Below are 14337 nucleotides of genomic sequence, written 5' to 3' on the forward strand. Positions count from 1 at the left end.
TCTGCAGCAAACTCTATAGTGCGCAGTTGCCCGTTTGTTATCCGGTCACCTCACCCGTTTTCCTCGGCAAACAGCTCCCGAATTGCTCGTTTATCAATCTTCGAGCCGGCCGTCGTCGGTAACTCCTCAAGCACTCGGAAATACACCGGAACCTGATAACGGGCCAGCCGCAAATTGAGCTGTTCGCGCACCGCCTCCCGATCAAATACCGCGCCCGGAGTTAGCACCACAGCCGCCGCTGGAACCTCCCCATACACTGCGTCGCGCACCCCAACTAGCGAGGCGTCGGCAATCTCAGGCAGGCGCCGCAACTCCTCCTCAATATCGAAACACCAGATCTTTTCGCCGCCGCGGTTAATCATGTCTTTCTTACGGTCCAAAATAGAGATATACCCATCGGGATCAATCCGCCCAATATCGCCAGTTCCCAGCCAGCCGTCGCCTGTCATAGCGGGCGTGGTCAGCTTGTCATAACACCGAGCGATATTTGCCCCGCGCATCCAGATCTCTCCCGAGCTCCCCTCAGGAACTTCCGCGCCCGAATCGTTGCGAATCTGCACATCTAGCCCCGGGATTGGCCTCCCAGAGCTCCCCAGATGTTCTGACGTGGCAGCGTCAACAGGGAACACAAAAGCTGGTGAGCAGCTCTCCGTCAGACCATATACTGTGCGGAACTGCATCTGCGGCATCCACTCATGAAGCGCTAAGATCCGAGAAACCGGCATATGCGCAGCACCGCACGCCATCTTCTGCACCGAAGGCAGCTCCGGGAAACGATCTCGCTCCTCTAGCATGAGGGCAAACACCGTCGGGGAGGCATGGATGAAACTAATTTCTGACGCCGCAATCTCGCGCACGAACGGCCGACCAGACATGCGTTTTTGCACATGGATCGAACCGCCTAAGTAGATAAACAGCCCAATAATCGCGATCATTCCAGTGACGTGGTAGATCGGCACAGCAATGATCGTAGTATCCTCGCTGGTCAGCGCCAGGGTGCGTTCATAGGAGATGATGGCGTGAATCGCGTTGAGGTTTGTTAAAACCACGCCTTTGCTCTGTGACGTCGTGCCTGAGGTAAACAGCAGGATTGCGTCATCTTCCCAGGTGGGTAGGGGATAGTCTGTGAGAGCTGCCGCCCATCTGGCGGTGTGTTCACCGGCTAGTTCTGTTTCAAGCAAGCCGAAAGCACAGGACGTGGAATTCGTGGTCAAGGTTGGAATATCTGCAAACCATCCCGCCTGTTCTTTTTGGCAGATCACCAGTTTCACATCTGCCTGTTGGATAAGCGCCAGGATCTCATTTTTTCGAAATTTGCCGGGCAGTGGGACGATCATTGCTCCCAGGCGATTCACGCTGTAAAACGCTGTCACGAAGTCGATGCCGTTATCGAGTAGTACCCCGACGCGATCCCCGCGCCCAATCCCATGCTCGCAATGTAAAAATGCGGCAAAGTTATCCACATAGCGTTTCACGTCGGCAAAGGTAAAACGGTTGGAATCCTCCGCATAGATGGCAACCTTTTCACCGAAACGCTCGGCAGTGCGCGCCAAGGTATGGTAGAGCGAATGTGGTGCACCGGCGTAGGTGCGAACGGTTCGCCCATAAAGAGTGACTTCTGTAAGCCCTGCTGTAACCTCATCGTTCCACAGGGTATCTCCACTTAGCATGATCGTCAGTCCTTATCACTGGTCTGAAAGTAAGGATAAAAGTCGGCACGTCATCGTGACGGCTTCGTACAGATTTGTTTCGCCGCATTCCAAAGCGGTCGGTAAGTCGCACACTTCGCGCACAATCGGGACGATTGCGGTGAAGCCTGGCGTTAAGGGGGTGCGGCGGGGTGCGTGCTGGCTCGTATGGGCGGCTACTTCCAGGGCGGCGGTAGCGGGTTGCCCGGCAGCGGTATTAGCGGGCAGTTCTGGGGAAGTGGCAAGAGGGAGCCCTGCGCCCGTGGTAACTGGCGGCTCGGCAGCCGTGGCAACGGATGACTCTGCACCCGTGGTAGTGGGTGACTCTGTACTCGCGGCGAGAGCCAGCTCTGAAACTGCGCTAGAAGCCAGTTTTACGTCCGTGTTAAAAACTGGGGCTGGAGCTGCACTAAGACCCGAATCCTGAACTGCCCCCTGAGGTGGGGTGTGAATCGGGTTGTGGGCTGGGGCGTTGAAAGTAGGGTAAGGCGGTTCATGGAAAGTGGGCTGGGGCGGCTCGTTGAGAGCAGGGTGGGCTGGCTCGTGAACCGGCTCGTGAGATGCCTGCGAAGTGAGGTTATTGACCAAGCCCTGAACCAGATCATGAGCTGCGTGCGAGGCTAGGTGCAGCGAAGAGGCGTGGGCTGAGGAGGAATCTAAGTTCGGTAAAGAGTTTTGACCTGGTGAGACAGATAAACTCAGAGAAAAGCCCGAGCTCACGGAAGAATCCTGGCTTGGGTAGGAACCGTGATTCACGGACAAATCTTGACTCGAATTATCGGGCGCCACCGGAAAAACACCCTGAGCTTTACCCTGACCGCTGGCGGATGGCGCCTCGGTGGCAGATGGTGCCCTAGTAGCAGATCGCGCCGCAGTGGCATATAACGCACCCGCATCCGCGCCAACCCGCCCAGCAAAAGCAATCGTGGGAATCCCCAGCTCATATGCCGCCTGCATGACGCCCCACGGGGTTTTGCCTTCCCTCGTCTGCCCATCAATACTGCCCTCGCCAGTGAAAACCAGATCGGCACCCACTAACGCATCGCGCAAGCCAACAGTATCCATCACCAACTCCACTCCCGGCTGAGAATGAGCGGCAAAAACCGACATGAACGCGAAACCAAGCCCGCCAGCAGCCCCAGCTCCAGCCCGCTCCGCACACACAACCCCGGTTTGCGATTCGACGAGGGTGGCCCACCGAGCCAAAATCGCATCAAAATCGGCGACCTCCTCCGGGGCGACGCCCTTTTGCGGTCCAAAAATCGCGCTCGCACCATTCGCACCCGTCAACGGATTAGCAACGTCGCACGCCAACTTAACCGACACTGCGGCCCAACGCGGATCTACGCCAGCAATATCAACGCGCACTGCACGGGCAAGAGCATCAACATAAGGTGGCAACGGCAAACCGGCATCGTCATAGGCGCGAACCCCGAGAGCATGGCACATTCCCCAGCCGCCATCATTCGTGGCAGAACCACCTAAACCGACGAGAATCGTTGCCGGATCGTAGCTCAACACGTGAGCGAGTAACTCGCCCAAACCAAACGTCGAAGCTGTATGCGGATCGCGTTCCTCGCGCGCAATGTGCTCAATCCCGATGGTTTGAGCCACCTCAACAATAGCCAGCCGTTCCCCAGCAACCCAGCCAAATTCTGCCCGACGAGCCCGCCCCAAAGCGTCATGCACATCGGCATATTGCACCTCGCCACCTAAGGCACTGACGATAGCCGCCATTGTGCCCTCGCCGCCGTCTGCCATCGGGACTTCGCAACACTGAGCATCAGGCCAGACCTGTTTCACAGCTCGCCGCATACACTTTGCCGCTTCCGACGCTGACAGGGACTCCTTAAAAGAATCCGGCGCTAGCACAATCTTCATTGATACTCCCCAGGCGGTTGGGTTGGGAGCGTAAGTGGTGCTCCCAACCCAACCAGCTCGATTTTTATCAGATACGAATACCGTATCGTTGACGCTCGCCGCCGTGGCAGGCAACCGGAAGGTTGCGCCTGCCGGACCGCGAGAGATACGCGCTACTTGGCAGCGTTCTCCGGCGTGGCAGTCTTGGCATTGCGATACTTCAAGCCCCACACCAGCAGGCATCCCACCAGCACCGCCGCGATGATGAACCACAAACCGGCGATCTTACTTCCGGTTGATTCTTCCAAGGAACCCATAACCGTCGGGCCAAGGAAACCACCAAACAGGCCGCACATATTCATGAACGCGACCGCCCCAGCAGTAGTTGCGCCAGAGAAACGCTGCTGCGGGAACGTGAAAAGCACCGATTGGATGACGAATAGCTGCGAAGCGGCAATAAAGAAACCAACAACAGCAATCCACAGATTATGAGAATTCAGCGCGGCAATCGCCAAACCGACGGCAACGGCAAAGAAGCCAGCCGACGCCATCGTCTTTGCCCGCCGCTGCCCAACCGCATACTTCGGCAAGAACCACGAACCCAGAGCAGCCGCGATCCACGGAATCGCAGTAATCAAGCCAATCTGGAAGGTCTTCATCGTCGGATCATAGGACTTAATAATCGACGGCAAGAAGTACGACAGCGAATACACTGCAATCTGGTGGGTGAAGTAGATGACGGCCAGCAGCCAGAACACCCCATCTTTCATCGCCGGAGCGAGCGCCCGCAAATCGCCATGCTGGGAGGATTCGCCAGTATCTTCATTCGCAATGGCGCGATGGATCAGGGATTTATCTGAATCCGAAAGCCACTTGGCATGCTCGGGGCGATCCGGCAAGAACTTCCACACCAAAACGGCCAACAGCACCGCCGGCAAACCCTCGACAATGAACATCCACTGCCAGCCCTTCAGGCCGAGGAAGCCATGCATATTGAGCAGCAACCCAGCCACCGGAGCACCGAGAATATTTGCAATAGATACGCCCAGTAGGAAAATGCCGATCGCTCGGGCACGATACTTCTGGGTGAACCAATACGAGATGTAGAGGATCATGCCAGGGTAGAGTCCAGCTTCGGCCGCGCCGAGAAGCATTCGTAAAACGTAGAACGATACGTCATTCCACACCACAGCCATCAACATCGAAATAATGCCCCAAGTGACCATAATGCGCGCGATCCAGAAGCGAGCACCCACCCGATGCATGATGAGGTTGGAGGGAACTTCCAAAATGGCATAGAACAAGAAGAACAAGCCAGCACCTAAGCCGTAAGCGGCAGCCGACAAGCCAATATCAGCTTCCAGCGCCTCCTTGGCCATGCCGATATTCGTCCGATCAATGAAGCTGATGATGTAGACGATCACCATAAGCGGCATGATCTTAGCGAAGTTGCGCTGAGTTAAAACGCCAATATGGCGTTCCTCCTCGGCAGATAATGGCGTTTTGCGTGTTGATTTAGCCATGATTTTCCTTTCTTTACAGTGCCCGGAACACTGCTGCTACGCCTTGGCCGCCACCGATACACATGGTGACCAGACCTAGCTCTTTGTTTGTGCGATGAAGGTTGTAGAGCGTGCGCAGCGTAAGGATCGTGCCCGTTGCTCCCACCGGATGCCCGAGGGCGATTGCGCCGCCCAACGGGTTCGTCTTGCTCATATCGAGGTTCTGATCGCGAATGACGGAAAGCGCCTGCGCGGCGAATGCCTCGTTAAGCTCAATCCAGTCAATATCCGCTAACGTGACGCCGGCCTTCTCCAATGCCCGCGGAATAGCTAATGCGGGTGCGAAGCCCATGATCTCTGGAGCGACGCCAGCCTTCGCAAAACTGACAAGCTCACCAATGGGTTTCAACCCGTGTGCCTGTGCGGCGGATTCGGTCGTCATAATCAACATGGCGGCGGCGTCATTAATTCCCGACGAGTTACCCGCAGTGACGGATCCGCCCTCACGGAACGCGGGGCGCAGCTTGGCGAGTTTTTCCACAGTTGTGCCTGGGCGCAGATGTTCGTCACGGTCAAAAACCCGCTCGGTGCGCTTTTCCTTAACCGTGATACCGGCGATTTCGGCGTCAAAATGCCCGGCTTCTTGGGCGGCAGCCGCTAAATTCTGCGAACGCGCAGCAAATTCGTCTTGATCTGCACGGGAGATATTGAATTTTTCGGCAACTTTCTCAGCCGTCATGCCCATGGGGTATCCACCGAAGGGATCAGTGACCAAAGACAGCGTGCCGTCAACAAGGGTGTGATCGCCGAGCCGCCAGCCGTTGCGGGCCTCAAAATCCATAAAGGGCTGACGGGACATGTTCTCCGAGCCGCCAGCGGCAACGAAGGTTGAGTCGCCAGAATGGAGTTCAAATGCGGCACTGGCCAGTGCTTGCAGGCCAGAACCACACAGACGATTGACCGTGAAAGCGTTGGAATCTTCGCGCACTCCAGCTTGTAGTGCAATACGGCGAGCCAGGAAGGCATCCCCGCCGACCTGCCCGACGCAGCCAACAATCACTTCGTCGATTGATTCCATCGGGACTGCAGCACGTTGAGCTGCTGCGTTAAGAGCATGAGCGCCCATAAGGTGATTCGGAGTACCAGCCAGGGAGCCGCCATAGGCTCCGATTGCGGTACGCGCACCGTCAACGATGACGATTCGTTCCATAATGTTTCCTTTTCTCTGTGTTACATGGCTGTGATTGCAGCTTGTTCGGTGCTAATGGCTGGCCATGCGCGACCTTGTGGCGGCCAACCGTGAAGTTCTTCCTTTCCAGTTAGAGCGAGAAGCAAACCGAGACGGGCAGTAATCCGGTAGTGCATGCCCCCCCTAAGCGGAGGTTAGGTATTGTGCTGGATTTGCTTGCTGGCTGTGATAGTGAGCTGCGGTGCTAGTGGGTTACCCGTTCGGCTAGGGGTGCGATACCCGTATTCAGATGGTCATCAGATAGCCACTAGCTAGATGCTCAGATGTGGCCAGATAGCCAGCTGCAGTAGCCGCCAGCCCGATACCTGCGCACTCGCGCGCACGTAGGTCGCGAACACCGTTCAGGTGAACAGGCACGGCGAACACCTGATAGCTACCCTGCTGAGGTGCAGATCCTGTGTCGGGCAACGCTTTCAGCCCAATCGCTTTGGCGTTCCGGTATCCGTCAGCACTGCTTACGGCCTGGCTGCTCTGGCACTTTTGCTTAGGCATGGCCACCGCTATCAGCAACTTTGATGAGCGCGGCAGCACGGCGAGCAGCGTCATTGTCATCTACTGCGAGGATGACCCATCCGGTATCCGTCAGTTGCACCAGATAGTGCTCCGTTGCCAAATACACCTCCTGACCTTTATCTATGGCGGCCTTGCCGTAGAAAGTCAGTTGGTCAACCGCATCGACCCACTTGGGATGTTTGGAATCGGCAACCATGAGGAAGCACACCCGCTTTGCGCCATCGACAATATCCATGAATCCGCCGCATCCCACAGCTTTCCCGCCGAATGCTGAGACGTTGATATTGCCTGCGCCATCAACCTGCCCAACCCCCATAAAGGTGATGTCCACGCCGCCACCGTTATAGAAGTCGAATTGTTGCGGATGGCCAATAATTGCCGCCGGATGTAACGCACACCCGAAATCAACTCCGCCGAGTGGCACCCCGCCGTAGGTTCCGGATTCAACGGTGAGCGTCACCCTGGCAATCTGACCGCTTTTTGCCAGTGCACGCCCAATGGAATCTCCGGGTAGACCCGTCCCCAAATTGATAATGTCGCCATCGCGCACCAGGCTAGCTCCTCGCTCCCCGATAGCTTGGCGAACCGGATCAATCTCCTGAGCCAAAATAGATTCAGCGAGCTCTGCCGCGGAGGCATACCCCGTGATGAGATCCATGTTGACGCTCAGTGCGCCATTGGTCTGCCGGTGATATTTCGCCGGATCAGAGACGACCATAACGTAATCGATCAGCACCCCTGGCACGTTGACGAGCCGCGCTGGAATATCCCCACGATCCACGATCTCTTTCACTTGCGCGATGACGATTCCGCCGCTGTTGTGTACCGCCTGAGCGATAGCGAGCGCATCGAGGATCGTCACGTCATCATCTTGGGCGAGGTTCCCATCTGGATCGATTCGGGTGCCACGAATAATGCCGACGTTAATCGGGAACGACTTGTAAAACAGGTATTCGCGCCCGTCAATTTCTTGCAGCTCAACATATTCAGTGGGGGAAGTGGCCGCGCGGGCGCTGGCATTGATTCGCCCGCCGTCAATTCGTGGATCAACGAAAGTTCCCAATCCGACGCTGGAGAGTTGCCCTGGACGGCCGGCAGCGATCGTGCGGTAGAGAGTGGAGATCTGCCCTTGGGGGAGGCAGATGGCTTCTATCTCGTCAGCCCCTAACATATTCGCCATTGGTGGGTTCAATCCCCAATGTGGGCCGACGATGCGCTTGACCAATCCCGGATGGGCGAGCCGAGCTAAGCCGTCAAAACGATTCGATTGACCTGCCGCATGAACAAAGGTCAGATCGTGTGGAGCGCCAGTGGTAAGGAAAGATTCTTCGATACGCAGGTAGATCTCGTCGGCGACGCCCATCATGGTGAACCCGTCGCCGGCGACAGTTGCACCATTGGGTATCAGGGCTGCGACGTCTTCCGCGCCAATCTGCTGGAAGCTCACAGCTTGTACCCTCCTCCGATGTTGATGACTTCGCCGGTGAGGTAGGAGGCGTCATCGGAAACCAGGAATGCCACCAGGTTGGCGACGTCTTCCGGCTGGCCAGCTCGGCGCAGGGATACTTTGGCGACTTGCTCCTCGTACAGATTCTCAAAGCCGGCGCGGGAGGGAACATCTTTGAGTGCGCTCGTCATGGCGGTTTCGATAAATCCGGGGCAGATGGCGTTGGCGGTGATTCCCTTGAAAGCTAGTTCTTTGGAAATGGAACGGGTCAGGGAGACGACGCCGCCTTTGGCCGCAGCGTAATTTGTTTGGCCGATATTCCCCATCCAGGACGCTGAGGCCACGTTGCAGATCCGCCCGTAGCTGTTTTCGCGCATGTGTGTGCCGACTTTGCGACAGAAATAAAAGACGGCGGATAGGTCAACGGCGATGACGGCATCCCACATCTCGTCAGTCATTTTGTGTAGCATTCCGTCGCGGTTAATGCCGGCATTGTTGACGAGAATGTCGATTTTTCCGTGGTTTTCGATGATCTCATCGACGGTGCGATCCACTGCTTCGCGGTTCGATACATCTAGGGCGACGGAGACTGCTCCGTTGCCACATTCGTCTGCGGTGCGCTGGGCGGCCTCGGCGTTAATGTCAATAACGATGACGCGCGCGCCGCGTTCGGCGAGTTTTAGTGCGATTCCACGGCCGATTCCTTGGGAAGCGCCGGTTACGATAGCAACGCGATTTTCTAGGGGTGTGCAGCTCATTGGTTATCTCCTTGGGGTTTGGGGCAGCGGCAGGAATTGCCGATACGCAGGGTGTAGGGGCAGATCACATCGGTTATGCAGATGCGCCGATGGTGAATGAGATCGTCGATGTACGTGATTGCTTGGGCGGCCATCTCGTCAATGGGTTGGACGATGGTGGTCAGTTCTGAGTCGGGAACGCCGAAATTGGTGATTCCGTCGAATCCGGAGAGGGCGACGTCGTGGGGGACTCGGATGCCGTGCTCGGCGAAATCGTGAATAATTCCGCGGGCAATGGCGTCTGTTCCGCACAAGATCGCTTCGGGAAGTTGTGGTAGGGAGCGCAGATAGGCTCCGGCTTTTCGCCCGCCCTCACGGCCAAGTTCGGTGCGGATGATACGTTGTTGCGGGACGTAAATATCGTTTTCGATGAGCCCTTCCAGGTAGCCGACGTGCCGTTCATTTGAGGCGGAGGATTGCCGTGGGCCGATGGCAATGGCGAAGTTTTGGTAGCCGTGGGAGGCCATGTGATATGCCATTTCTTTGGCGGCGGCGCGGTTGTCAATCCCGACGAACGTCGCTCGGACCGTGGGCATTTTGCGTGAGACTTGAACGTAGGGGATGCTGGCTTTACGCAGAATTTGGGCGATGGAGGCGTCGCCGTCTTGAGTGGCAGTGAGGATGATGCCATCGACGCGGTGGGCGACCATCATCTCTACTGTGGTTGCAAGATCGGTGGCGGTATCTCCGGTGTGGCTCAAAATGACGTTAAAGTCGTGGTTTTTTGCTGCTTGATGGAATGCGACGCCCAGTTCCTGGTAGAAGGGGTTGGCTAGGTCTGCCAGTACTAAGCCAACTAGCGGTGTGCGAGTGGTATCGCGTCGTGTCGCGTTTGAGGTGTCGATGCCGTAGTCGCGGGCAAGGTTGATAATGCGCCGACGGGTTTCCTCGGAGACTCCTGGTTTGCCGTTCAGTGCGTAAGAAACGGCAGCGCGAGAGATGTTAAGTTGTTGGGCGATTGACGCCGCGGAGGGACTCCGTCCGTTGGAGTCAGGTGCACTTGTTCTCTTCACGTCATCACCCCTTCGTGACTAACGAGAATGCGAAGCTGTTGTGGCTAAGCTCACCTCTTCGATTCTCGGGGGGGGGGTATGGGTTAAGCAACCTTAAGTTCCTGCTGATAATGGCGGGACTTACCGCTTTGACGCTGGGAAAACGCTTTGAAGGAGAATAGCACCCCTGCGCGATTGTATAGGATATTGGCGGTATAGCAGCGAAAACTGTGCGTCGAAACCTTAAAAATATTCGGGGCGGAAGATTCAGAAAATTACTGAACTCCCGCCCCGATTCACATCCTTAAACCGCTACGAATTAATTAGCTTTGTTCTTGAGTGCGATCTGGAAGAGCACTCCGGCTATCGCGCTAACCATCATGAAGATGAACGAAATGCTATATCCGGTGACGTTCCCCCATCCGCCTCCCACGGAGATGAGGAAACCAATGATGAGCGGCGCCAAACCGCCACCAATAAACATGGATGTGGTGATAATGCCGTTTGCCGTTCCGCTTGTACCGCGTGGCGCTGCGTCGGTCGCAGCAGCATAGAATATCGGCCACGGAGCGTTAGCGACCATGCCCAAAAAGAGCTGCAAGCCGATGTAGGCAACAATAGTGTGCGCAAAGTAGAAGCCACCTACTGCGACTCCCATCCACAAACCGCAAATAATGAGCGTCATTCGTCGCCCGAGATAGTCAGATAGCGAAGGCCAAAAAATCTGCCCCAGAATTCCGGTGATGGTAAAGACGATGGAATACGCGGCAGCTTCGCTGTATGACAGATTGATGATATTTGCGAGGTAGAGCGGCAAAATATAGCTGACTCCGTTGTACACAATCTGCGTTAAGGCACAAGTTGCCCCAGTAAACATAACAACTTTGTTGCGCAGGCAGGCCTGGATTGCCCCTGCTACCTCGCCGGTTTCCGCTTCGATATGCTCATTTCGGAAACTCGTCATCTCGCGACTGTCGATTTTATCTAAGGTTTCGACGTATCGACGCTCAGAAGAGTAGTACGCCCAAAAGCCCATGAGCGGAACAGAGACGATGAGACCAATATAAAAGACGTAATACCACTTATCGACGCCAAAGGATTTCAAAATCCATGCGACCGTCAATCCGCTCAGGAGCGCGCCAACCGGATAGCCGGTGTGGTGAACTCCGAGCGCAAATCCACGGCGCTCTTTGGGCCACCATTCTGTCGTATTAGAAACCCCAACAGGTTCTGCCCAACCGGCACCGAGATTAACTCCTAGGCGCAACGCGATGAACACAACGAGATGGTGAATGGCAAATTTCAAACCGGATAGTGCGGAAATGAAGTTGTAGCCAATAACTAAGGGGACTTGGAATATTGCTCGTTTCCACCCGAATCCGTGCTTATCGCTCCACCGAGATCCTGGGATGGCGAGCAGGGCAAGGGCAAAGAAAATTGCCGATGTGATTGCGCCCCAGGCTTCCGGGGTGAGCTGGAAATGGTCAGAAATTACTGGACCGAGGCGTAGGACGACTTCTCTATCAAATGCGTTTAATACCCAGATCAACCAGGTGACTCCCAGCGCCGTCCACGATGCTGCGGGCATGAGTCGAAATGGTGCGTTAACTTTTTTCATACGCGGGCGTTTCGTCATGACGTTCCCCCCCCCCTAAAAGCTGGACTCGCGGCCAAAACGAGGTAGGGCATACCCCTGGATGTCGAGCCCGTCAATGACGTATAGCGCGCCACGCTCTGGTCCGTCTTCGGGGAAGCGTTTCAGGGGGGGGGCGACCCATCGTTGTGATAAATAGTCGAGATAGATCCTGACCGCCGAATGTCGGGCAGGTGACTTTGCGTACCGGCATGTCGATGCTGCGTTCGAGGGTGCCCTCCGGATCATATCTGTTGATTTTCCCGCCGTACACATGGGCTTGCCAGACAAAACCATCGGCATCGACGGTCATACCGTCAACAGCGCCACCGTCGGAGGTGTCAACTGTGGTAAAGACTCTCTTATTGGAAACCGTGCCGGATGTCAGATCGTAGTCATAGGCCCAAATATCGCCAGACCAGGTATCGGCAAAGTAAAGGGTGGATCCGTCGGGGCTAAAACATGGCCCATTTGAACATACGATTCCTTCGTCAAGTACGGATAGCTGATAGTCGGTGTCGAGGCGATAGAGCCGCCCAGATGCCTGTTCTTCGGCTTGATCCATTGAGCCGACGACGAAGCGCCCACGAGGATCAACCTTTCCGTCGTTGAAGCGATTATGCGGTAGGTGTGGTTCAGGGTTGACGATAAGTTTTGCCTCATCCAGTTCCGGATTGTATTCGTATAGCCCATCCTCGCCCGATAGTAAGAAATTTTTACCGTCCTTAAATAGGGCCATTGAGCCGAGCTTTTGGCGGGCGTCCCAGACTTTCAGGTTGCTGCCGCTTTCGGTGTGGCGATAGATTCGCCCCTCCGTAGAGTCGATCCAATATAAATACTGAGATGCGCAATCCCAGACGGGACCTTCGCCCAAACTGGGTTTAAGGTCAATGATGTGCGATATATGCATGGGAATATGCCTTTCTTTAGGCAGTCTGCTTTGACTGCGGTGGATAAGGTGTGGTCGCATAATGCGACGCGGCAGGGCGGTCGGTGATTACTGCGAAGTGGGAGCACTGATTTGTGCGAATAACATCCAATGACGGAGTAATCCCCAGCTATAACCTCGTTGTTATCGCTTGGGTCACATTTTTGTAATCGTTTCTGCTGGTAAGCAAGGTTAAGTACGACGCAATCTGGCACAGGTAAACTGGGCTATCAGTTGAGCATGTGAGGAGAAAATAGATGTCGGCCCGTCTTTCTTCGGCATATACCCAATGGTTATTAGATCGTGGGCTACCGGCTTTTGCCCAGCACCGACCGCGGCTCTCAGAGCTGTGTGCGCGGGTTGCTCCGATGGCTGTTTTTGTGCTGGTAGGGCAGATCTTTGCACTGGTCGTCGGCGCTATTGTGGCCTTTGTTTTGCGCTCGCCGATTTTTGCCAGCCTTGAATCGGACGGTGCCACAGTGCGTGCGGTATCGACGCTAGGGGAGCAGGAAAATGCGCTGGCACAAATGGTGGCTCTGGCAACCTTGCTCATCCCAATCTTCGGCATTATTGCGGCGATTTTATTAGCCTGGCTAGTTTCGCGGCAAAACGCTCATGTGCGCCAGCGAATTGGCTGGATAGCGATGGTGGGCTGCGTTTTTGCTCCACTGATTGCGCGTATATTTATGGATTTTACGGGTCTATTTTCATCAAGTCCGGTGCGAATTATTGGCTGGCTAATGATTCGCGTATGTGCCGTCCTCGTCGTTTTGTGGACTATCCGTATCGGTTTTGGTTCGATTGTGAGTTATGCTTGGCGGCAAGCCCGCCGTCAAGTTGGGGCGATGGGGCCAGTGATTGCCAAAGCCTTACCGTTGACGGTGCTCGCTTTTCTATTTGCGTTCTTCGCTGCAGAAACCTGGCAGGTAGCCGCTGGATTATCAACTGGGCGGCTGATATGTGTGCTGGTGATCCTGTTTGGCTTGGCGTTCGCGCTGGTTGCAATGACGATTTCGGAGCGAATCGACGATGTTGTCACCGACGGATTATCTGCTCAACGTGCCAGCGATCTTATGCAGGCAACACAATTATTATCGGAATCTCCTAATGGCAGTGGATTAGCGCCGACGGTAGACGGGCAGGCTTTGGAGGATGACCCGCCTGTGGTGGAGCTCCTGCGTGCTGAAGAGTGTCCGTCGCGCCTGTATGTGCCACTGACGCGCTGGGAGAGACGTAACCTGGTGGTAGTGCATGTACTGGTGCACATGTGGCAGGCGATCGTGTTTGCAGCCTTCATTTTTATCTTTCTCGTGGGCTTTTCCTTGGTGGCTATTCCGTCGGGAATTGAAACAAAATGGACGGAACTGCCGGTTAAACATCTTGTCGTCAATGGGGTTACGCTGCCTGTGACCTGGGCTTATGTGAAGGTCTGTAGTTTGTTGGCAGCGGTTTCTGCCTTGAGCTATGCAGGTGCGGCGGCGAGCGATGACTTCTATACTCGGACTTTCATGCGCGATCTCAGCGATGACGTGGAGCAGGTGCTAGCTGTTAAACATAGTGGTCAGTGCCTCGCTCAGGTGGTAGGCGCTGGCGAAAACGCCTAACTTTTCCGTTCTGCTGTTATTTTGCCACGCAGATCTTTCGCCCAGCCCTAGCGAATATGACTGCGAACACATTAGAGTTGTTCCCAACCTTGAATGCGGCCTAACGCACTGTGCGGGGTGACGT

11 protein-coding genes are annotated in these 14337 nt (G+C 55.5%); 1 reads left to right on the top strand and 10 read right to left on the bottom strand.

The genetic code is table 11. The annotated features are described in order from the left end of the window. Nucleotides 1-50 precede the first annotated feature (50 nt). The 10 genes from ACLHIJ_RS00635 to ACLHIJ_RS00680 form a co-directional block, all read right to left on the bottom strand. Nucleotides 51-1670, bottom strand: a complete 1620-nt coding sequence (locus ACLHIJ_RS00635) for a class I adenylate-forming enzyme family protein (protein WP_411298221.1) — start codon at nucleotides 1668-1670, stop codon at nucleotides 51-53. A 15-nt stretch (nucleotides 1671-1685) separates the two neighbouring features. Then, nucleotides 1686-3779 (bottom strand): glycerate kinase, encoded by a 2094-nt coding sequence (locus tag ACLHIJ_RS00640; RefSeq protein WP_411298222.1) that lies wholly within the window; start codon nucleotides 3777-3779, stop codon nucleotides 1686-1688. Next, nucleotides 3722-5071 carry an MFS transporter gene (locus tag ACLHIJ_RS00645; RefSeq protein ID WP_411296672.1) on the bottom strand — a complete coding sequence of 450 codons (1350 nt, stop codon included), beginning with the start codon at nucleotides 5069-5071 and terminating at the stop codon, nucleotides 3722-3724. The genes ACLHIJ_RS00640 and ACLHIJ_RS00645 overlap by 58 nt, the downstream gene beginning before the upstream one ends. A gap of 13 nt (nucleotides 5072-5084) precedes the next feature. Continuing rightward, entirely contained in the window at nucleotides 5085-6260 is a 1176-nt protein-coding gene (locus ACLHIJ_RS00650; RefSeq protein WP_411298223.1) for a thiolase family protein, read from the bottom strand. A 20-nt stretch (nucleotides 6261-6280) separates the two neighbouring features. Next, nucleotides 6281-6415, bottom strand: coding sequence for a hypothetical protein (locus ACLHIJ_RS00655; protein ID WP_411298224.1), 135 nt, complete (start codon nucleotides 6413-6415; stop codon nucleotides 6281-6283). A gap of 368 nt (nucleotides 6416-6783) precedes the next feature. Then, complete coding sequence (locus ACLHIJ_RS00660) at nucleotides 6784-8259, bottom strand: CoA-transferase (RefSeq protein WP_411298225.1); 1476 nt, start codon at nucleotides 8257-8259, stop codon at nucleotides 6784-6786. Then, the gene (locus ACLHIJ_RS00665; RefSeq protein ID WP_411298226.1) at nucleotides 8256-9017 is read right to left on the bottom strand and encodes an SDR family oxidoreductase; all 762 of its coding nucleotides are present in this window, start codon (nucleotides 9015-9017) and stop codon (nucleotides 8256-8258) included. Before ACLHIJ_RS00665 ends, ACLHIJ_RS00660 begins: the two co-directional genes overlap by 4 nt. Next, a complete protein-coding gene (locus tag ACLHIJ_RS00670; protein ID WP_411296677.1) occupies nucleotides 9014-10069 on the bottom strand; it encodes a LacI family DNA-binding transcriptional regulator in 1056 nt (351 codons plus the stop codon). The genes ACLHIJ_RS00665 and ACLHIJ_RS00670 overlap by 4 nt, the downstream gene beginning before the upstream one ends. 298 nt (nucleotides 10070-10367) lie before the next feature. Further along, nucleotides 10368-11684: an MFS transporter gene (locus ACLHIJ_RS00675; protein WP_411298227.1), complete on the bottom strand. Its 1317-nt coding sequence runs from the start codon at nucleotides 11682-11684 to the stop codon at nucleotides 10368-10370. A gap of 73 nt (nucleotides 11685-11757) precedes the next feature. Then, nucleotides 11758-12591: an SMP-30/gluconolactonase/LRE family protein gene (locus tag ACLHIJ_RS00680; RefSeq protein ID WP_411296679.1), complete on the bottom strand. Its 834-nt coding sequence runs from the start codon at nucleotides 12589-12591 to the stop codon at nucleotides 11758-11760. A gap of 275 nt (nucleotides 12592-12866) precedes the next feature. Here ACLHIJ_RS00680 and ACLHIJ_RS00685 point away from each other — a divergent pair, with 275 nt between their 5' ends. Beyond that, nucleotides 12867-14213 carry a hypothetical protein gene (locus ACLHIJ_RS00685; RefSeq protein WP_411296680.1) on the top strand — a complete coding sequence of 449 codons (1347 nt, stop codon included), beginning with the start codon at nucleotides 12867-12869 and terminating at the stop codon, nucleotides 14211-14213. Nucleotides 14214-14337: the final 124 nt, after the last annotated feature.

Source organism: Trueperella sp. LYQ141 (genome assembly GCF_046599555.1).
Lineage (GTDB): Bacteria > Actinomycetota > Actinomycetes > Actinomycetales > Actinomycetaceae > Trueperella.